Raw genomic sequence first — 20,907 nt, 5'->3', positions numbered from 1 at the left:
GCCGAAGCGTCGAGTTCCGGTTAGACCGGATGACTTCGGGGAGTCAGCTGCAGCCGCTGGTCGAGCCGCAGCCCTCGCAGACGTAGCAGCTGCCCGCCGGCCGCATCTTGGTGCCGCACGTCATGCAGAGCGGCGCGTCGGCGGTGAAGCGCTGGTGGCTCTCCAGCGTCAGCTCCTTGACCGGCTCCAGGGCCGGCTTCTCCTCGATCGGCGCCGACTGCGCGAGCGCCTCCCGGTCGACCGTCTCCGCCAGCACCGCCGGGTCCTCGCCCCGCTGCTGCGCGGCCCGCTCGGCGGCCGAGAAGATGCCCAGCGCCGCCCGCTCGTCGTAGGGCAGGTGGTCGAGCGCCAGACGCCGGAAGATGTAGTCCATCACCGAGGTGGCCATCCGGATGTCCGGGTCGTCGGTCATCCCGGCCGGCTCGAACCGCATGTTGACGAACTTGCTCATGTACGTCTCGAGCGGCACGCCGTACTGGAGCCCGATCGAGATCGCCACCGAGAAGGCGTCCATGACGCCCGCCAGTGTCGAGCCCTGCTTGGACATCTTGAGGAAGACCTCGCCGAGCCCGTCGTCGGGGTAGGACGAGGCGGTCATGTAGCCCTTGGCCCCGCCCACCGTGAAGCGGGTGGTCGTGCTGGGCCGCTGGTTGGGCATCCGCCGCCTGGTCGGGCGGTTGACCTCGACCACCTTGACCTCGGGCACCGCCTCGGCCTTGGTGTCGTCCTTCTTGGTGTCGTCCTTCTTGCCGCCGACGGACAGCGGCTGGCCGACCTTGCAGTTGTCGCGGTAGACCGCCAGCGCCTTGAGGCCGAGCTTCCAGCCCTCCATGTAGACCTGCTCGATGTCGTCGATCGTGGCCGACTCGGGCAGGTTGACCGTCTTGGAGATGGCTCCCGACAGGAACGGCTGGGCGGCGGCCATCATGCGCACGTGGCCCATGGGGGCGATCGCTCGCTCACCCATCGCGCAGTCGAACACCTCGTAGTGCTCCCTGCGCAGCCCGGGAGCGTCGACGACGTGGCCGTGCTCGGCGATGTACTCGACGATGGCCTCGCTCTGCTCCTGCTGGTAGCCGAGCTGCTGGAGCGCCCGCGGGACCGTCTGGTTGACGATCTGCATGGAGCCGCCGCCCACGAGCTTCTTGAACTTGACCAGCGCCAGGTCGGGCTCGATGCCGGTCGTGTCGCAGTCCATCATCAGGCCGATGGTGTTGTGGCTGACCATGCCGTTGGCCACGTAGGTGACGTTCTCCGGCACCGACAGGTCGTAGGTGGGCTGCACGCCGCCGTCCTCGTTGGCCTCGACGGCCTCGAAGGCATACCCCAGAGCGTGTGCCAGCCGCTCGTCGAGCGTCTCCGTGAACAGCAGCCTGGCCGCCATCCGCGGCACCCCACCGACTTCGCGAAGCGACCGCAGGATCGCGTCGCGGGACCTGTGGCCCTCGGGCGCAAGCTCCTCCCACGCCTCGCGCGGCAGGTAGACGTAGTCCCTCCTGGCCGAACCCTCAGGCTCCGCGAACGCCAGCGCCCGCGCCTTGCGCTCACCGAGGAAGCCGATCACCTCGTCGTAGTCCAGCGCGTTGTCGATGTTGCGCAGGCGCACCTGGTAGACGTCGCTTCCGAAACCGCTGACCGTCGTCCTGGTGGTGGTGATCATGCCGAGAGCGAGCAGAAGTGTGCGGATCTCACCCGCGAACGACTTCGATGTGGTGCTGACGCTGGGCACACCCTCGACGACGGTGCCGTCGGCCTCGAACAGGCCACGCAGGAACGCCGCGTACACAACGGCGTCGTTGGTCTCGAGAATCGCCGAGGGAACCCGCGGAGTCCAGCCCTTGCCGGAATGGTCGACGCCAGGAAGCTCCTTGGCGAAACCGGCTCCCTCCCACCAGCGAGCCAGCCGTACGGACTGCAGGACCACCTCGTGGTAGCCCTCCTTCGCCGTGACGACGGGCTCCAGGTCGAACAGCGACTTGGAGATGATCCGCAGTCGCTCCACCACATCGAGGTCGGTGTCTGCCACGCACAGCCTGATGCCCTTGCTGTGCAGGCTGCCGTCGCCCATGAAGTAGCCCACCAACTCGGCGAGCTCTTCGCAGACGGCATCGGGAACCCGTACGTTCCGGTCGCCCGCATAGTAGGCCTGATCCAGAATGGGCAGCGGGACCTCGCGAGGGCTCCCCACCAGGGTCCTCAGCTGCATCGGCAGGATGTCTCCCGGGCCCACGTCGGCCATGCGCTTCCAGATCCACTCGCCGTTCGCCTGGTCCACCACCTTCACACGGTGGGTGAGGGTGCCCTGGATCTGGTAGCCACCGGCGGTCCTGAGCAGGCGGGTGGGCTCCTCACCGTTGACGAAGAACTTCGTCGCCCGGCGTGGTCCCTCATCCGTCGAGACCGTCATATCCAGATCCTGCCAGCGGTCACCGTAGACGTCGCCGATCTCCGAGAGCCGGACGAGACCGCGGTCGGTGGTGATCAGCGTGTCACCGGTGAGGCAACCGGTCGGCGCCAGCAACGAGGCCTGGGCGTTGCGGTAGCCGTTCTTCTCGCCGATGCGCAGGCACTCCGACCACTGACGGGACGCCTCGGCGTGGATCTTGCCGTCCATGGCGCCGACCGTGCGCAGATTGTCGTTGGCGGCGGCGTGCTTGCGCATGACCCGCTTGTGCGGCTCGGCGTTGCGGGCATAGCCGTCGTACGGGCCGACGACGCCGGCCAGCTCGGCGCTGCGGCGGTAGGACGCACCGGTCATCAGCGAGGTGATCGCCCCGGCCACGGCGCGCCCGCCGTCGGAGTCGTAGGCGTGGCCGGTCGCCATGAGCAGCGCGCCCAGGTTGGCGTAGCCGATGCCGAGCTGGCGGTAGGCGCGGGTCGTCTCGCCGATCTTCTCGGTCGGGAAGTCGGCGAACGTGATCGACACGTCCATGGCCGTGATGATGAGCTCGGTCAGCTTGACGAAGCTCTGGATGTCGAAGGAGTTGTCGTCGTTCAGGAACTTCAGCAGGTTGATGCTGGCCAGGTTGCAGGACGAATTGTCCAAATGTACGTATTCCGAGCAGGGGTTACTTGCGGTGATTCGCCCTGTTTCGGGGGTGGTGTGCCAGTCGTTGATCGTGTCGTCGTACTGGATGCCCGGGTCGGCGCACTCCCAGGCGGCCTTGGCCATCTTGCGGAACAGGTCGCGGGAGTCGACGGTCTCGATCACCTCGCCGGTGAGACGGGCCCGCAGGCCGAACCTGTCACCCCGCTCCACCGCGCGCATGAACTCGTCGGAGACCCGGACCGAGTTGTTGGCGTTCTGGTACTGCACCGAGACGATGTCCTTGCCGCCCAGGTCCATGTCGAACCCGGCGTCGCGGAGCGCGCGCACCTTGTCCTCCTCGCGCGCCTTGGTCTCGATGAACTCCTCGATGTCGGGGTGGTCGACGTCGAGCACGACCATCTTGGCCGCCCGGCGGGTGGCGCCACCGGACTTGATGGTGCCCGCGCTGGCGTCGGCGCCGCGCATGAACGACACCGGGCCGCTGGCCGTGCCACCGCTGGAGAGCAACTCCTTGGAGGAGCGGATGCGGGAGAGGTTGACCCCCGAGCCCGAACCACCCTTGAAGATCACGCCCTCTTCCTTGTACCACTCCAGGATCGACTCCATCTGGTCGTCCACGGCGAGGATGAAACAGTTGTGGACCCGAAGGTTGCCCGAGAGGTACTCCCCGCTCTCGGTCTGGATGTCGTAGACCTCCATCGCGCCGAGTTCCTCGATGCGTGCGACCTCCAGCCGCTTGGTCTCCCTCGACGGCTGGCCGGGCTTGTCGAAGCTCCGCTCAAGCTTGCCCGTTTTGACCTCGTCAACGAAGCCGATCTCGTCGGCGAACGTCCGCCGGTCTCCTGCGGACTGGATCCGCAGCGTCCAGCGACCCTTGCGGTCTTCGCGGGATTCCTTCTCGAATCCAACCCGCGCGTAGATGCCGAACCGCAGCAGGAGCCGCTGCATGCCACGGATCAGCTCCTCCGAGATCATGTCGACCTCGACGACGGTGGACTTCTTCCTGGCCGACACGACCCCCTCGGCCTGGAAGGCACTGCGAAGGTACGCCGCCACCACCGGGAGCGGCGCTGTGAAGAGTCTGTCCGGGACGGTCGTATCGGTGCCCCTCGGCCACAGGCCCCACTTGTCAACGAAGCTCTCGAGAACCTCGCCGTACAGGCGGGTGCGGCGACAGTCAAGGGATGTGTCCTGTGTCTCTACCGTGCGCTCCTTGCGGTGCGCTTCGGGGAACACGCTGTCCAGCGCCTTGGTCACCCAGGCCAGCTCGGCAGGGTTGACCGTCATCGCCTCGATGGTGAGCGACTTGTCGGTGCCGTTGTACTGGCCGACGAAGCCATCCGACTGCATCCACCCGGCCAGTGCGGCCTCGGACACTTCGGCGAAGTCGATCTCGCCTTCGCCGAAAGCGTCACGCCGATGCCACTCGAGCTGATCGCCGGGCTTCAGCGTGCCGGCCTCCACGAAGTAACCGGTGCCGTCGCCGGTCGCCTTCCACACCAGGTGGTCACCCGTGACATCCAGCGTGTAGCCCGCCTCGGTGTGCAGGCGCAGGACGTTCTTGACGCCATTGGCCTTCGTGGCGACGACGCGCGTGACGCCGTGCGCGTCGTAGACCTTCGCGCCGATCGCGTCGCCCTCGACGAGTTCGCCGATCGGAATCAGCCCGCCTGGAGTGCTCACCAGAGCGTCGTAGGGTTGACAAGCGCTCACCTGCTGGGGCGACTGGGTGCCCACGTTGAACCAGACCGGCGAGTTGAAGGCGAAGATCTGGTGGACGAGGGCGTGCTTCAGCTCGTGGTCGAAGATCTCGGCGTCCTCGTCACCGGCGAAGTAGCCGTGCTCGATCGCCGTCCTGGTGTAGACACCGACGACCCGGTCCACCAGTTGCTTCAGGCTCCACTCGCGCTGCGGCGTGCCCACGGCGCCGCGGAAGTACTTGGTCGTCACGATGTTGGCCGCGTTGACCGACCAGAACTCCGGAAACTCGACGCCCCGTTGCTCGAAGTTGATCGAGCCGTCACGCCAGTTGGTCATGACGACGTCGCGACGCTCCCACGCGATGTCGTCGTACGGATGCACGCCCGGCTTGGTGAAGATCCGCTTCATCTTCAAGCCCTTGCGAGGACGCTTACCCCCGCGTGCGACTGAACCGCTGACCGTCTCCGTCATGACTCCCCCTTCTCCGCCTTCAACTGTTCGATCTCGGCCTCGAAGTCAGCCAGGCTCTCGAAACCGCGATATACCGATGCGAACCGCAAGTAGGCCACCTCGTCCAGTTCCCGTAACGGGCCCAGGATCGCCAGCCCCACCTCGTTGGAGGGGATCTCCGCGGCGCCCTTGGCCCTGATGGCCTCCTCGACCCGCTGACCGAGCTGAGCCAGCGAGTCTTCGCTCACCGGTCTGCCCTGACAGGCCCGCCGCACGCCCGCGACGACCTTGTCCCGCGAGAACGGCTCCGTCACCCCGCTGCGCTTGCTCACCATCAGGAGTACGGTCTCCTGCGTGGTGAACCTGCGCCCGCATTCGGGACAGGTCCGGCGACGCCGGATGGCGGCCCCGTCGTCCGTGGAACGGCTGTCGATGACCCTGGTGTCAGGATGACGACAGAACGGACAATGCACGCTTTCGCCTCCTAGACCCGCGGTCACCACCGGCGTAAAGCACGCGCAACGGAACGCTCGCGCACGCCCCATAGCGTGCCATGGTGCGGTCGCGGAAACACAAGGTGTGGTGAACTACATCGGTGTAACTACTAGATGTTGTGGTCCAACGGTAGAAGCGCGCGACCATGAACGCAAGTTGAGCAGACCCATCCAACCGAAGTCGCTGATCAGCACAGCCTGTTTCGGCTGCCCCGGGCGTGTCGGCTCACGCGTCACTTCGCTTCGCCCTCACCACGTTCGTGAACGACTCTCACACCGGTATCCGGTTGCACATCCTTCAGCCGACTCAGAGCCTCGTCCGTGCGCGTCGTCGGAGACCCAGCCCTCACGGATGGGGATCCAACCCGCCCAGCCGGAGACCCACGACGGGCCCGCGTGGTGGGTCGCCGCGGGCACGGTGGCAGCGTGGCTCGCCGTCCTGGTGCCGAGCCAGAAGCCGCCGAGCGACAGGAGCGCCATGCCCACGACCAGGACGGCGCGGCCCCGGCGAGTCAGCCGGACGGGCGGCTTCGCCGGCCGTCTCAGCTTCCGCACCCGCTCAACGGCTCGGCCCTCACCGTCGCGTACCCGCGCCGACGCCCGAGGGCGCCTGCCCTTGCGCAACAGCCCCTTCCGCCTGCGCTCCGGCCCGCTCGCCGCCACGTCCTCGCCGGCAGGCGCCGACGCCGGCCGACCCTCCCCCCCTTCCGGCCCAGCCGTACGACCCTGCCCGGCTTGCCCCTTGACTCCAGCCCCACGCCCCGGCTTGCCCTGACGCCTCAAGCCTTCCTGACGGACTGAGCCGTCCGGACTGCGTCGAGACGCCGGCGCGGCTCCCTTCCGCCGCTGCCTGCCCTGGCGCACCGGCTCACCCTGACCGAGGACCTCCGGAGGAGCCTCGTCGGTGGGCATCCGCAAGGGTGCGGGCCCACCGTGTACGGGCCCTCGCTTGGTGCGCATCAGCGCGTCCGCGGCCCGGCCACCACTGCGCCCCGCCCTGCGCCCTTTCGGGGATCTCATCGACTCGGCGCCGGTCGCGCCTCTCCCGCCGGGCTGCGGTGCCTCTCGACGCGGCGCGACGGCGTCCTCGGAATCCACCCCTTGGCCAGGCGGGATGCCTTGGCGAGGTGCGATGCCGCCGGCAGGGTTCGCCCCTTCTCCACGAGGTCGCGTAACCCCCGGCGAATCCGCCACTCGGCCGCGAGGTCGGAGGTCGCTCCCAGGGACCTGCGCCGCTCCGCGGAACGGGGCACCATCCGTTTCCGAACGCGGCGGCGGCACGAGCCACAACCGCGGCCTCCCCGGTCTCGCCGAGCCGCGCCCCGCCTCTCGGCTATCACGTGAACCCACGCTTCCCCCCGTCTCTTGACCCGCACCCCTCGAGTGGCCGGCTCCGGCGCCGCCCCTCGCCTCAGCGCCCCCGCCCGGCGCAGCCGTCCCGCCGATCTCCCCTCGGCCGCCGGTCGGCGCGACTCCGCCCTTCGCCCCGGCCCCATCCAGCGGCGGCACCGCCCCATTCCTCCCAGGCTCCTCAAATCCGCCGAATTCCTCAGCCCCGCCGGATGACGCGACCACGCCACTCGGCGCGGCGGCCGGGGTGCCGGTGGGATCGCCGTCGGGACGGGATGCGGTGTCGTCGCCCGGCGCGTCGGCCTCGGGGTGCGCGATCTCGCGACGGCTCCGGGGGAGGTCGGCGACGCGGGCAGGCCGCTTGACGTCGTCTCCGGTGGTGTCTGTGATCCTGGTGGTTCGCACGGATGGACCTCCCACACCGTCGCGGCCCGGGGAAATGGCCAAATAAAGATCGGCGAATCGAACACGGTGTCGATCGAACTCCCGTACGATGTTGTACACCACGCTGCCAACATTTTCGAGGAAGACTCGAACAATTGTTTGAAGATGATCTTCAATGGCGATACGGTCGCTGTGTGCGACATGGAGACCACGGACCGGAAGATTCGCCGGTGAGGCGGGCAGCCGGGCGAGGAGGAAGAGCATGAGCGAGCGGGATGACGCTAACGGGGTCACTGACCTCGCGGTGCGGCGGCGTGACTCTCTGGGGCTGACCCCCAGGCAGCGCAAGATCCTCGAAGTGATTCGCGACTCGGTGCAACAGCGCGGATATCCGCCTTCCATGCGTGAGATCGGCGAGGCCGTGCAGCTGACCAGCACGTCCAGCGTGTCGCACCAGTTGACGGCGTTGCAGCGCAAGGGCTACTTGAGGCGCGACCCCCACCGGCCGCGTGCGCTGGAGGTGCGTCTGCCGGGTGAGCCTGTCCTCTGGGTAGATCCCGAGGCCAGCAGCGAGGAGTCCTCGGTCAGCCGCCCCACGGCCGCCTATGTGCCGCTGGTCGGCCGGATCGCCGCCGGTGGCCCGATCCTCGCCGAGGAGAGCGTCGAGGACGTCTTCGCCCTTCCCAAGCAGTTGGTCGGCGAGGGCACCCTGTTCCTCCTGCAGGTCGCCGGTGACTCCATGATCGAGGCCGCCATCGCCGACGGTGACTGGGTCGTCGTACGCCAGCAGCCGGTCGCGGAGAGCGGCGACATCGTGGCCGCCATGATCGACGGCGAGGCCACGGTCAAGACGTTCAAGCGCAAGGACGGCCACGTCTGGCTGGTCCCCCACAACCCCAACTACGACCCGATCCCCGGCGACGAGGCCAGCGTCCTGGGCAAGGTCGTAGCGGTGCTGCGCCGCCTCTGACCGTCGGCGCCTGCCGCGGCGCGCGGCGTCCTCGACGCCCGCGCCGTCGGTGGTGCTCGCACGGGCCACGCCGGCCCCTCCCAGAACCGAGCCGATCACCAACGCCATCGTCATCGCTTGCTTGATCATAAATCCTGAAATGTCCGCATTTAGCGGAAGGTTCGCCGAGTTCGCGACCGCTCGCGACCGCTCGCGGCGGAGGGTGATGTTCCCGCCATGCCCTGGGACCGGCCGCGAAGGAGATCTAGACTGAGCCCGTGAGTGACGAAATCCGGCTAAACGACCTTAAAGCAAGACATGATGGATTGAAGTGGGCGGAGGCTGGACCAGGAGTCATTCCCGCCTGGGTGGCGGACATGGACCTGCCCACCGCCCCCGAGGTCGTCCGAGCACTGCGACGCCGTGCCGAAGGCGATCTCGGATACCCGACCTGGCTGGTGAGTCCTCAGTGCGGTCCCCTGGCCGAGGCGTTCGCCGAACGCATGGCCACCAGGTACGGCTGGGAGGCCGATCCCCAGCATGTGCGCAGCTACACCGATCTCAACCAGGCACTCCAGGTGCTCCTGCACGTCTGGACCCGGCCCGGCGACGGCGTGGCCGTCCACACCCCGGCCTATCACCCGTTCCTCGGCACCCTGGCCACCATGGAGCGCCCGCTCCACGCCATCCAGATGCGGCCCGAGGGCGACTCGTGGCGGTTCGAGGTGCCCGACCTGTCGGGCTGCCGGGTGTTGCTGCTGGTCAACCCGCACAATCCCACGGGCCGCGTCTTCTCGCGTGAAGAGCTGGAAGGTCTGGCCGAGCACGCCGAACGGCACGACCTGCTGGTCATCTCAGACGAGATCCACGCCGACCTCGTCTACGACCCGTACGAGCACATCCCGTTCGCCACCATCCTGCCCGACCGGACCGTCACCCTGACCTCGGCCACCAAGGCGTTCAACCTCGGCGGGATCCGCTGCTCGGTGGCCCATGTCGGCTCGCCGGAGATGCGCAAGGCCTTGGACGGGCAACCGCCCTTCGTGTACGGGTCGGCCAACCTGTTCGGGGTGGAGGCGACGGTCGCAGCGTGGCGGCACGGCGACGCCTGGCTCCGGGAGACCCTCGCCCTGCTCGACCGTAACCGCCGGACGATCGCCGAACGCCTGCCCGGGGCGGTCGGCTACCGCGTCCCGGAGGCCACCTACCTGGCGTGGCTCGACTACGGCCGGCCCGGCATGGCGGAGGTGCTGGAGCGGGAGGCCAAGGTCCTGCTGAACGACGGCGCGTTGTTCGGACCCGGTGGTGACACCCACGTCCGGCTGAACTTCGCCACCACCGAGCCCATCCTGACCGAGATCCTCAACCGGCTCGCCCAGGCCGGATAGCCCACCGGCCGGCCTGCCCATCCGGTCCGCCGCCACAGCGGTGGACCGGATCGGAGGCCGAAGATCCCAAGGTCCCGAAGGTCTCGAGGGTCAGGTCCGGGACGACCAGGTCGGGGGCGGAAGCTCAGGGGGCGTCGCGGCGGGGTGCTCGTCGAGGGCGGCCAGGGCCAGCTCGACCGCCTTCTCCAGTTGCGGGTCCCGCCCGCCGACGCGGTCCTGGGGTGTGATGACCACCTCGATGTCGGGGTCCACTCCGTAGTTCTCCACGCCCCACCCTGGGCCCTCGAGCCAGAACGAGTAGCGCGGCTGGGTCACGACCGTGCCGTCGACGAGCGAGTAGCGCGAGTCGATGCCGATCACCCCGCCCCACGTCCGGGTGCCGATCAGCGGGCCGATGGCGCGGTTCTTGATGCCCGCGCTCACGATGTCGCCGTCGGATCCCGCGAACTCGTCGGTGACGGCGACGATGGGGCCGCGCGGCGAGTCCTCCGGATAACGCATCGGCTCGTAGCCGCGGACGTGCGCCCAGCCGGTGACGCGCCGGGACAGCTTCTCCAGGATGAGCTCCGACGTGTGCCCGCCGCCGTTCTCGCGGACGTCCACGACGAGCCCCTCGCGGGCCATCTCGGTACGCAGGTCGCGGTGGAACTGGGCCCATCCGGAGGCCACCATGTCGGGGACGTGCAGGTAGCCGAGGCGCCCGCCGGAAGCCCGCCTGACGAAGGCCCGTCGTCCTTCCACCCAGTCGTGGTAGCGCAGCTGGGTCTCGTCGGGGATCGGGGTGACGACCACCCTGCGCAGCTCGCCGCCGGACGCGGGCCGTACGGTGATCTCGGTCGGCTGGTCGGCGGTGCCGGACAGGCATTCGAGCGGGCCGCGGACGGGATCGACCTGGCGGCCACCCACCGCGACGATCTCGTCGCCCTCGCGGACGGCGACGCCGGGCGCGAGCAGCGGCGAGCGGGCGTCGTGGTCGGACGACTCGCCGGGCAGGATCCGCGCGATCCGCCACGCTCCCTCCTCGTCCCTGACCACGTCGGCGCCCAGGAGGCCCTGGCGGCGGCGCGGGTCGATGGCCGAGCCGCTGGCACGGGCGTAGGCGTGGGAGGTGCCGAGCTCGCCCTGCACCTCCCAGAGCAGGTCGATCAGCTCCGAGTAGGCGCCGATCCGCTCGACGAGCGGCGCGTAGCGGTCGAGCACGGCCTGCCAGTCGACGCCGTTCATGTCCGCGCGCCAGAAGTGGTCGCGCATGAGCCGTCCGGCTTCGTGGTAGCCCTGCCGCCATTCGGCGACCGGGTCGAGCTGGAGCGCGATCCGGTCGAGGTCGATGGAGACGACCTCGTCGCTCTCGGCGGCGGACCGGGTCTGCAGGCCGTTCTTGCCGGTGACGACGAGGCGGGTGCCGTCGCCGCTCACCTCGAACGCCCGTAGCTCTCTGGCCAGCTCGCACTTGGCGCGCTTCTTGAGGTCGTAGCGTTCGAGGACGACCTCGCTGGACGGCTCGGTGCCGTCCCCGAGCTGGCCGGAGAGCGGGTGACGCAGCCAGAGCAGGGCGTCCTTGGCGGTGCGCAGGTTGCCGTAGCGTCCGGCGGGCACGGGCACCGGCACCACGCGTGAGGCGAGCCCCTCCGGGTCGACCTCGGTGCGCGGCGGGGTGTCGTCCTTCTTCTTCTCGTCGGACGCGGGCTTGTCGTCCTCGCCGTTGAACCCGCGCCCCTGCAGGCAGGGGTCGAACGGCGAGGACGTCGTGGCCTGCAGCGGCACGATGTACGGCCGGCAGCCCGCGGGGAAGGACAGGTCGAACACGTGCGCGTCGTAGACCGGGTCGAAGGTCCGCACCGACAGGAACGCCAGGTGCTTGCCGTCCCGGGTGAACATCGGGTCGGAGTCGGCGAAGCGCAGCGGGGTCACGTCGATGATGGAGGAGCCGTCGACGCGGCCCATCTTGATCTGCGACAGCGGTTCGTGGTGCGGGTGCACCCAGGCCAGCCAGGCCGAGTCGGGCGAGAACGTGAGCCCGCTGATGTCGCCCTGCGTGGTCCGGTCGAGCTCTCTGAGCTGGCCGGATTCGAGGTCGACGACCAGCAGCCGCCCGTCGTGGGTGGCCACCGCCACGTGCTTGCCGTCGGGGGACGCGTCGAGGTCGAGCACCCGGCCGAGCTCGCCCGCGGCCAGCGTGCGGATGTCGCCGCCGGGGGTGCCGACCTCCAGCCCGTCCTCACCGGTGATGTCCGACACCCAGACGCTCCGGCCGCTCGCGTCGAGCGCGCGGGGCAGCCGTACGCGGACTCCGGGTTGCGCGCGCAGCACGCCGGTGGGGCCGTCACGGTGGGTCACCCAGTGGGCGGTGCCGCGGATCTCGACCGCGCTGGCCCGCCCGGTGGGGTCGGGCGAGAAGGAGCCGACGCGGGTCGGCGCGGGGCGCTTCGCGCGTGCCGGTCGCGGCCCGCCGAGCTTGATGTCCAGTTTGTACGGCTCGGCGTCGAGGTCGTCCAGCAGCCACAGGTCACCGGCGTGGCTGTAGACCACCCGCCGGCCGTCGGTGGCGGCGTGGCGGGCGTAGAACTCCGCGTGAGCGGTGTGCTTGCGCACGTCGGAGCCGTCGGGCAGGGAGGAGTGGAGGTTGCCGGTGCCGTCGATGTCGGCCAGGAAGGCCAGGCGGTCGCCCACCCACAGGGCCGACCAGTACTGGGCGGTGCTGTCGGCGAACAGCCGGGCGAACTCGCCGTCGCCCTCGAGGTCGACCCAGATCTTGCCCGCGGTGCCGCCCCGATACCGTTTCCACTGCGACGGTTCGCGCCACATCGGCGACACGGTCGCCACCCTGTTCCCGACCGCGGCGTTCCCGACCGCGGCGTTCCCGCTGATCGCGACGTCGCTGACCCACCCGTACGGCAGGCGGACCGGCGGGCCGCCGTCGAGCGGCACCGCGTGCGCCCAGGTCCTGGTGCGGCCGCCCTCGCCGGCGGCGGTGACGGCGAGCACGTTCCCGTCGGCGCTCCAGCCGCGGGACCCGGTCGTCGCGCTGCCCCAGTGGGTGAGCCGGTCGCCCTCGGGTCCGTCGACCTCGGCGGCGAACACCTCGGGTGTCCCCTCGCGGTTGCTGGTCCAGGCGATGCGGGTGCCGTCGGGCGAGAATCTGGGGTGGGAGACGGGGGTGCGGTCGGCGGTGAACCGCCAGGCCCTGCCGCCCGCCACGGGGGCCAGCCATACGTCGTCGTCGGCGACGAAGGTGACCAGGTCACCGTGTAGATGCGGATATCTCAGGTATGCGCCAGTTGTCACACGTGCACACTAATGCCGTCCGCCGAAAGTCTGAGCTGACTTATCGTCCGCCAGGGGGGACAGAAGGGCGCTCCTGTCGGCCGTAGGCCGTGGACCTGCCCGACGTGCTCCGCGGAATCGGCGCTTGCTGGACCTTCGAGGCGGACGCCCGGCGAATACGCTACGAGCGGACGATGAAGGTGCCCGTCTGCCGCGGGAACCGGACGGACGGACGCCTGCCGACCGAGGAGGAGTGCCAGGCCAAGAAGCCGGAACTGCTCTCTGAACTATGAAATTCCCGGTCAATTCGGGCTTGGGCAGGGATGTGCCAGGACGCCACGGGCAGGAATGTGAAACCACTTCGCATCCTGTGAGGAATCAATGAAGCTCTTCACTCGCGCCTACCAGCTTCCGCCCCGGATCGCGACCGGCGCATACATCCTGAACTCGGGCCTCAACAAGGCGAAGGCCGACCAGGAGACCGCGGTGGGGCTGCTCGGCATGGCCGCCGGCACCTATCCGTTCCTGCGCGGGAAGGATCCGGAGCAGTTCGTCAAGCTGCTGTCGAAGGTGGAGATCGCGGTCGGCGTCGCGCTGCTGATCCCGGCGGTCCCGTCGCTGGTGGCGGGCGCCGCGCTCACCGCCTTCGCCGGAGGGCTGCTCGGCCTATACCTCAAGACGCCGGGCATGCGCCAGGAGGGCAGCCTGCGCCCCTCGCAGAACGGCATCGCACTGGCCAAGGACGTCTGGCTGATGGGCATCGGGCTCGGGCTGGTCCTGGACGAGCTCAGCGCCGAGCCACGCACCATCATTGATCTCCAGTGCCCTTGACCTAAATTCCGTCAATTCCGGGCATGCAGGACGACATGGTGCAAATCGGATACACCCTGATGTGCGAGCAGACGCCCGCACGGCAGCTCGTGGACGACGCCGTCACGGCTGAGCGGATCGGCTTCGACTACGCGGTGATCTCCGATCATTACTTTCCCTGGGTGGAGGAGCAGGGGCACTCCCCCTACGCCTGGTCGGTGCTCGGGGCGACCGCCCACGCGACCGGCGACCTCCCGCTCATGACGTACGTGACGTGCCCGACGATGCGCTATCACCCGGCCGTGGTCGCGCAGAAGGCCGCCACCATGGGCGTGCTCACCAACGGACGCTTCACCCTGGGCCTCGGCGCCGGCGAGAACCTCAACGAGCACGTCATCGGCGAGGGCTGGCCGCCCGCCGACACCCGGCACCGGATGTTCCGGGAGGCCATCGAGATCATCCGGGAGCTGTTCGGCGGCGACTACGTCACCTACCAGGGCGAGTTCTACGACATCGACTCGGCCAAGCTGTACGACCTGCCGGATACCCCCGTGCCGATCGGCGTCGCCGCCTCCGGACGGGAGTCGGCCTCGATCGCGGGCGAGTTCGCCGACGCGCTCATCATCAACGAGGTGCTGCCCGAGGTGGTCGGCCGGTTCGAGGCCGTGGGCGGGGCGGGCAAACCGGTGTATGGGCAGCTCGCCCTGTCGTACGACACCGACGCGGAGGCGGCCAGGGAACGCGCCCACCGGCTGTGGCGCTGGTCGGCGGCCGGGTGGAAGGTCATGGCCGAGTTGCCCGGCCCGGTGAACTTCGCCGCCTACGCGGAGTACGTCCGGCCGGACGACATCGCCGCGACCGTGCCGTGCGGCGCCGACGTGGACGCGGTGGTCGAGGCCGTCAAGGAGTACGCCGACGCCGGCTACTCGCACGTCGCGCTGGTGCAGATCGGGCACGACCGGCAGCAGCCCTTCTTCGGCTGGGCCGAGAGGGAGCTGCTGCCGGCGCTGCGCGCCCTGTGAGGCGCCGGCCGTGGCCTCCGCGGCGTCAGGGGACGATGTTGACCAGCTTGGGCGCCCGCACGATCACCTTGCGGGGCGGGCCCGACAGGTAGCCCCTGACCTTCTCCGAGGCCAGGGCCAGGGCCCGGAGGTCGTCCTCGGCGATGGAGGGCGAGACCTCCAGGCGGTCGCGGACCTTGCCCGCCACCTGGACGACGCAGGTCACGGAGTCCTGGACGAGCAGGGCCGGCTCGGCGACCGGCCAGCCGGCCAGCGCGACCGAGCCACTGCGGCCCAGCCGCTCCCAGCCCTCCTCGGCGGTGTAGGGCGCCACCAGCGACAACATGACGGCCAGCGACTCCGCGGCCTCGCGCACCGCGGGATCGGCGGCGCCCGGCCCCGCGTCGATGGCCTTGCGGGCCGCCGAGGTCAGCTCCATCAGGCGGGCCACCGCGACGTTGAAGCGGTGTGACTCGACCAGCTTGGTGACCTCGTCGATCGTGCGGTGGGTGAACTTGCGCAGCTCCAGGTCGCCGTCCTCGAAGGCCACGCCCGGCTCGCCGGCCGCCTCGTCCATCACGCGCAGGGCGCGGGCCAGGAACTTCTGGGACGCGGCCGGCGAGAGGTCGGCCCAGTCGATGTCGTCCTCGGGCGGCCCGGCGAACACCATGGTCAGGCGGACCGCGTCGACCCCGTAGGCGTCGATCTGCTGGCCCAGGTCGACGCCGTTGCCCAGGGACTTGGACATCGCCTTGCCGCCGTTGATCACCTGGCCCTGGTTGAGCAGCCGCAGGAACGGCTCGGTGAAGTCGACCATGCCCATGTCGTGCAGGACCTTGGTGAAGAACCGCGAATAGAGCAGGTGCAGCACCGCGTGCTCGACGCCGCCGACGTACTGGTCGATCGGCCCCCACTTGCGCACCTGCTCGACGTCGAACGGGCCGTCGGTGTAGCCGGGCGAGCAGTAACGCAGGTAGTACCACGACGAGTCGACGAAGGTGTCCATCGTGTCGGTGTCGCGCCTGGCGGGGCCGCCGCACTTGGGGCACTCGACGTTGACCCATTCGGTGGCGCTGGCCAGCGGGGAGACGCCCTTGGGTGCCAGCGCCTCGCCGCGCAGGTCGGGCAGCCTGACGGGCAGCTGCTCGTCGGGGACGGGCACCTCGCCGCAGTCGCCGCAGTGGATGATCGGGATCGGCGTGCCCCAGAAGCGCTGGCGGGACAGCAGCCAGTCGCGCAGCCGGAAGTTGACCGCGCCCGTGCCCCTGCCCTCGACCTCCAGAACGTCGATGATCTTGGCGATGGCGTCGGTCTTGCTCAGGCCGTCGAGCGGGCCGGAGTTGACCAGCCTGCCCTCGCCCGGGGTGGCCTCGCCGGTCTCGCCCGGGTCGGCCAGGCCGGTGTGGACCACGACCTTCACCGGCAGCCCGAACTTCATCGCGAAGTCGAGGTCGCGCTGGTCGTGGGCGGGCACGGCCATGATGGCGCCGTGGCCATAGTCGGACAGCACGTAGTCGGCCGCCCAGACCGGGATGCGCTCGCCGTTGACCGGGTTGATCGCGTGGCGGCCCAGGAAGACGCCGGTCTTCTCCTTGTCGGTGGACAGCCGCTCGATGTCGCTCAGCTTGGCCACCTCGGCGCGGTAGGCCTCGAACGCCTCGCGGTGCTCGTCGGTGACGATCTCGTCGGCCAGCGGCGCGTCCACGGCGACCACGAAGAACGTCGCGCCGAACAGGGTGTCGGGGCGCGTGGTGTAGACGTGGACCGGCTCCTCGCGGCCCTCGATCTCGAACAGCACGTCGGCGCCCTCGGAGCGGCCGATCCAGTTGCGCTGCATGGTCAGCACGCGCTCGGGCCAGCCGCCCTCCAACTGGGCCATGTCGTCCAGCAGCCGCTGCGCGTAGTCGGTGATCTTGAAGTACCACTGCGTCAGCTCGCGGCGGATGACGTCGGCGCCGCACCGCTCGCACCTGCCGGCCACGACCTGCTCGTTGGCCAGCACGGTCTGGTCGTTGGGGCACCAGTTGACCAGGCCGCCCTTGCGGTAGGCCAGGCCGCGCTCGAAGAAGCGGAGGAACAGCCACTGGTTCCAGCGGTAGTAGTCGGGGTCGCTGGTGTGCAGGCGGCGCGTCCAGTCGAAGGAGATCGCGTAGCGCCTGAAGGAGTTGGCCTGCGTCTCGATGTTGGCGTAGGTCCACTCGGCCGGGTGCGCGTTGCGCTTGATCGCGGCGTTCTCGGCGGGCAGGCCGAAGGAGTCCCAGCCGATCGGGTGCAGGACGTTGTAGCCCTTCTGGAACCAGTAGCGCGCGACGACGTCACCGATCGCGAACACCTCGCCGTGCCCCATGTGGAGGTCACCGGAGGGGTAGGGGAACATGTCGAGCATGTAGCGCCGCTCCCGGGGGTCGGCGGCGTCCTCGCCCGCCCGGAACGGGTCCAGCTCCTCCCACCGCTGCTGCCACTTGGCCTGCAGCGCCTGCGGATCGTACTCACTCACGGCGTTTGTCCTTCTGGCTTGACTCAGACCCATAAGAAAACCCCTCGTGCGCGTGACGAGGGGCAGCCGCGACGGCGAGATCTCTCAGGGCCGTCGCGGCCCGCTAAGAAGCAGGGTCGCGGAACGCATAAGTCAAGCCTAGCGCACCTCTTCGATGGAATGCCGATACTCGATCGAGGTAGCCGGGCACAATGGGCACTTCAGGTCTGGTGAGACCTGATGGTGACGTATCCGTTGTGACCTCATATGTCCCTTTAGATTACTCTCTTCGCCGTGGTGTACCCAGCCGAGCCAGAACGATCAGTGGACGGCCTGCCGATGCAGGACCCGCCCACTGATCCGCACGGCTTCGCCCGTTTCCCTGCGGAACGTGCTGGGTCTCCTGGAAAATCCCTTGAGATCATGCCCGATGCGTCAAATGCGGACAAAACACCACCAGGAGGTATGGCAGCAATGGCAACGGAGAATTCCGGAGCACCACACCTGCCACAGTCCTGGCCCGAAGTGCCGCCGCAGGAGGCTCCTCAGCGGGACGTGCCCACCTCCTGGCCGGCCGGAGGCCACGCCGATGTCCCCATGTCCTGGCCCGACGCGCGGGGCGAGGCCACGCAGTCGCCCCGGCAGCCGTCCTGGCCGGACGCCACCTCGCCATCACAACAGCCGTGGTCCGACGCGGGGCGTCCCGCGCAGCAGCCGTCCTGGCCCGACGCGACCGCGCCATCACAACAGCCGTGGCCCGACGACTCGCGATCCGCGCAGCCGTCCTGGCCGGACGCCACCTCGCCATCACAACAGCCGTGGCCCGACGCCGGGCGTCCCGCGCAGCAGCCGTCCTGGCCCGACGCGACGGCACCGTCACAACAGTCGCAGCAGTCGTGGCCGGAGCCGGGCCGCCGGGATCCCATGCCCGCCTGGCAGGAGGCGCCGCCCGCCTCGACCGGCTGGTCCAACCTCAACTCCCCGGCCCCCTGGCCGCAGGCGGACCAGCGGCACCAGGCCGCACCCGCCGCGGCCCCCGTACCGGAGACCCGGGCGCCGCAGGCCGCGCATGGCGGCGCTCCCGCGTTCGACGAGCGCACCATGCAGCAGCCGGCGTTCGACGAGCGGACGATGCAGCAGCCCGCGTACGGCGGGGCGACTCCGCCGGACGAGCGGGCGGCGCCGCAGGGGCGCCAGCACCCCACCGACGAGCACATGGGCACCTACGGCCAGCAGCCCGCCGCCGAGCAGCAGCCGAGGCACGGCAGGCCGGGCGCCAACCTGAGCCGCGACCCGTCCGACCCCGACCGCCCGTTCGTGACGGCCGGCCAGATCAGCGGCTCGCGCACCCCGCCGCCGGAGCGGCAGCAGGAGCTCTGGGACACCGTCTTCGGCGACGACTACCACTCCATGGGCGAGCCGGAGTCGCTGGACGACACGGGCAGGCCCATCTGGATCTACGCGCTGGCCGGATCCGTCGCGGTGGCCCTCGTCGTCGCCCTGCTCTGGGCGTTCCTCGCGGGCCCGCTGTCGGGGGACGGGGAGAGCACCGCGGCCGCCCAGCCGAGCGCGTCGACCACCGCGCCCCCCAAGAAGACGTCCAACTCGATCGGCCGCCTGCGGACCTACGCCGGCAAGGCCGCCCCGGTCGTGGGCGTCGTGCAGAGCCCCACGGCGGACGTCTCGGTGCCGCGGCTCGGCGGCGCCTGGCAACTGGACCAGCGCAGCACGGTCCAGGCCACGTACGGCTTCGAGACCCGTCAGTACGCGAAGGTCGGCGACACCTACGCCGAGCTGCTCACGGGCCCGCTGCCGGCCAGGATGGCGTCGGCCTACACCTCCGACGACGATCTCGAGCCGGTGATCAAGGCGGTCGTGGTGAACGCCCGCAAGAGCTTCTTCCCGGCCGGCAACCAGGTCCGCAAGATCGCCCAGCAGCCGCTCAAGGTGGGCGACGCCACGGGCCGCCTGATCGCCTACTCGCTGACCTCGGACACGCAGAACGCGACGATCGTCACGATCGCCGTCAACACCGGCAACGACGTCCCGTCGATGGTGTACATGTCGGTGCCGTCCACCGGAAAGCAACTGCTGCCCGACATCAACACGGTGGTCAAGCAGCTGAAGGTCGCCGCGCAGTAGTAGCCCGGCCGCGCGGCGCCCCTCGCGCTGGAACGCTAGAAGCGGCACTCCATGTGCTTGATGCCGTTGATGAAGCTGCTGTACAGCCGGTCGGGCTTGCCGCCCTCGATCTGCGGCACGCGGCGCAGCAGTTCGCGGAACATGAGCGTGATCTCGCGCCGGGCCAGGTGCGCCCCGAGGCAGAAGTGCGGGCCCGGGCCGCCGAAGCCCACGTGCGGGTTGGGGCTGCGGGTGATGTCGAAGGCGTACGGCGAGTCGAACACCGCGGGGTCCCGGTTGGCCGCCCAGTAGTAGAGGACGACCTTCTCGCCCTTGCGGTAGAGGTGACCGTTCATCTCGTGGTCCCTGGTCACCTTGCGGCGCATGAAGTTGACCGGTGAGGCCAGCCGGACGATCTCCTCGACCGCGCCGGGCGCGCGGCCGTCGATGTCCTCCAGCCACAGCGCCCGCTGGTCGGGGTTCTTGGTGAGCAGCCGGAGCCCGTACGAGATCGCGTTGCGGGTGGTCTCGTTGCCCGCCACGACCAGCAGGATGAAGAACGAGCCCAGCTCCTGCATCGTCAGCCGCTCGCCGTCGATGTTGGCGTTGACCAGGGAGGACGTCAGATCGTTGGTGGGGTTGTCGGCGCGGTGCGCGGCCAGGTCCTGCACCAGCTGCTGGAGCTCCATGCCGGCGGTGAGCAGGCGTTCGGCGACCTTGGTGAGGTCGTCGCCGGCGTACTCGGGGTCGAACCCGCCCAGGATGATGTTGGAGCGGTCGAAGACGAACCGGTAGTCCCGCTCGGGGATGCCCATCATGTCGCAGATGATCTTCAGCGGGAGCCGCGCGGCGACGTCGGTGACGAAGTCGCCGCCCGGGCCCTTGGCCAGCAGGTCGTCGACGATCTCCACCGCCGCGGTCTCCACGTCGGCCTCGAACTGCTTGATCATCTTGGGCGTGAAGGCCCGGGAGACGATCCGGCGCAGGCGGGCGTGACGGGGATCGTCCATATTGATCATGGAGCCGAAGTACTCGGCGAACTCGGCGGGCATGTCGGGGATGTTCGTGGCTCCCCCGTCGCCCGAACAGAAGACCTCGGCGTTGCGGCTGGCTTCGACGATGTCGGCGTGCTTGACCAGCGCGTAGTAGCCGGGCCCCTTGGGGGCGATGCTGATCTCCATCTCCTCGAAGAAGGCCGGTGTCTCGAGCTCACGCAGCCGGTCGAACGCCTCCTCCCTCTCAGGCATGGGCCGGGCCCAGAAATGTTGGTCGGATAGGTCGAAATCCACGCTCATAAGACAATCATTCGAATAGCGGACACGTACGTCAATGCTTCGACGTACGCCGTACGTCCATCTCTCGGAAAATCTGTCGCTTCCAAGATCCCGAAAGGGCTAGGGTGGTGGCGTGTTCTTCTTCTTCCACCTGCGTTAGCGATCCGCCGGCGGGCCCGTGGACGACCCACCGCCG

The 20,907-nt window shown here is 69.3% G+C and carries 12 protein-coding genes; 7 read left to right on the top strand and 5 right to left on the bottom strand.

The window, feature by feature from the left end:
- Positions 1 to 43 precede the first annotated feature (43 nt).
- Both AB0C16_RS21560 and nrdR read right to left on the bottom strand, forming a co-directional pair.
- Positions 44 to 5,221, bottom strand: coding sequence for an adenosylcobalamin-dependent ribonucleoside-diphosphate reductase (locus AB0C16_RS21560; RefSeq protein WP_357685488.1), 5,178 nt, complete (start codon positions 5,219 to 5,221; stop codon positions 44 to 46).
- A complete protein-coding gene (gene nrdR, locus AB0C16_RS21555) occupies positions 5,218 to 5,673 on the bottom strand; it encodes a transcriptional regulator NrdR (protein ID WP_357685486.1) in 456 nt (151 codons plus the stop codon). Before nrdR ends, AB0C16_RS21560 begins: the two co-directional genes overlap by 4 nt.
- A gap of 1,680 nt (positions 5,674 to 7,353) precedes the next feature.
- Here nrdR and AB0C16_RS21550 point away from each other — a divergent pair.
- From AB0C16_RS21550 to AB0C16_RS21540, 3 genes are all read left to right on the top strand, one after another.
- A complete protein-coding gene (locus tag AB0C16_RS21550; RefSeq protein ID WP_357685485.1) occupies positions 7,354 to 7,662 on the top strand; it encodes a hypothetical protein in 309 nt (102 codons plus the stop codon).
- A gap of 28 nt (positions 7,663 to 7,690) precedes the next feature.
- A complete protein-coding gene (gene lexA / locus AB0C16_RS21545; protein ID WP_357685484.1) occupies positions 7,691 to 8,398 on the top strand; it encodes a transcriptional repressor LexA in 708 nt (235 codons plus the stop codon).
- Positions 8,399 to 8,754: 356 nt separating this feature from the next.
- The gene (locus AB0C16_RS21540) at positions 8,755 to 9,765 is read left to right on the top strand and encodes an aminotransferase class I/II-fold pyridoxal phosphate-dependent enzyme (RefSeq protein ID WP_357685483.1); all 1,011 of its coding nucleotides are present in this window, start codon (positions 8,755 to 8,757) and stop codon (positions 9,763 to 9,765) included.
- 90 nt (positions 9,766 to 9,855) lie between these two features.
- Here the strand turns inward: AB0C16_RS21540 and AB0C16_RS21535 are convergent, their stop codons facing one another.
- Entirely contained in the window at positions 9,856 to 13,050 is a 3,195-nt protein-coding gene (locus AB0C16_RS21535) for a PDZ domain-containing protein (RefSeq protein ID WP_357685481.1), read from the bottom strand.
- An 89-nt stretch (positions 13,051 to 13,139) separates the two neighbouring features.
- Between AB0C16_RS21535 and AB0C16_RS21530 the strand changes: the two genes are divergently transcribed.
- The 3 genes from AB0C16_RS21530 to AB0C16_RS21520 all read left to right on the top strand — a co-directional run bounded on the left by AB0C16_RS21530 (position 13,140) and on the right by AB0C16_RS21520 (position 14,861).
- On the top strand, positions 13,140 to 13,322 hold the full coding sequence (locus AB0C16_RS21530; RefSeq protein ID WP_357685479.1) for a hypothetical protein: 183 nt from the start codon (positions 13,140 to 13,142) through the stop codon (positions 13,320 to 13,322).
- 88 nt (positions 13,323 to 13,410) lie between these two features.
- A complete protein-coding gene (locus AB0C16_RS21525; protein WP_357685477.1) occupies positions 13,411 to 13,860 on the top strand; it encodes a hypothetical protein in 450 nt (149 codons plus the stop codon).
- A 35-nt stretch (positions 13,861 to 13,895) separates the two neighbouring features.
- Positions 13,896 to 14,861, top strand: coding sequence for a TIGR03557 family F420-dependent LLM class oxidoreductase (locus tag AB0C16_RS21520; protein WP_357685475.1), 966 nt, complete (start codon positions 13,896 to 13,898; stop codon positions 14,859 to 14,861).
- Between the two features lie 25 nt (positions 14,862 to 14,886).
- Here the strand turns inward: AB0C16_RS21520 and leuS are convergent, their stop codons facing one another.
- Positions 14,887 to 17,370: a leucine--tRNA ligase gene (leuS, locus tag AB0C16_RS21515; protein WP_357685473.1), complete on the bottom strand. Its 2,484-nt coding sequence runs from the start codon at positions 17,368 to 17,370 to the stop codon at positions 14,887 to 14,889.
- 420 nt (positions 17,371 to 17,790) lie between these two features.
- Here leuS and AB0C16_RS21510 point away from each other — a divergent pair, with 420 nt between their 5' ends.
- A complete protein-coding gene (locus tag AB0C16_RS21510; protein WP_357685471.1) occupies positions 17,791 to 19,458 on the top strand; it encodes a hypothetical protein in 1,668 nt (555 codons plus the stop codon).
- A 35-nt stretch (positions 19,459 to 19,493) separates the two neighbouring features.
- On the opposite strand, the gene AB0C16_RS21505 is transcribed toward AB0C16_RS21510, so the two are convergent.
- Positions 19,494 to 20,732: a cytochrome P450 gene (locus AB0C16_RS21505; RefSeq protein WP_357685469.1), complete on the bottom strand. Its 1,239-nt coding sequence runs from the start codon at positions 20,730 to 20,732 to the stop codon at positions 19,494 to 19,496.
- Positions 20,733 to 20,907 lie beyond the last annotated feature (175 nt).

The organism is Nonomuraea sp. NPDC048916, from assembly GCF_040649575.1.
Lineage (GTDB): Bacteria > Actinomycetota > Actinomycetes > Streptosporangiales > Streptosporangiaceae > Nonomuraea.
Note: the sequence above shows the minus strand (reverse complement) of the source record. Positions and strands in the feature narration are given on the sequence as shown.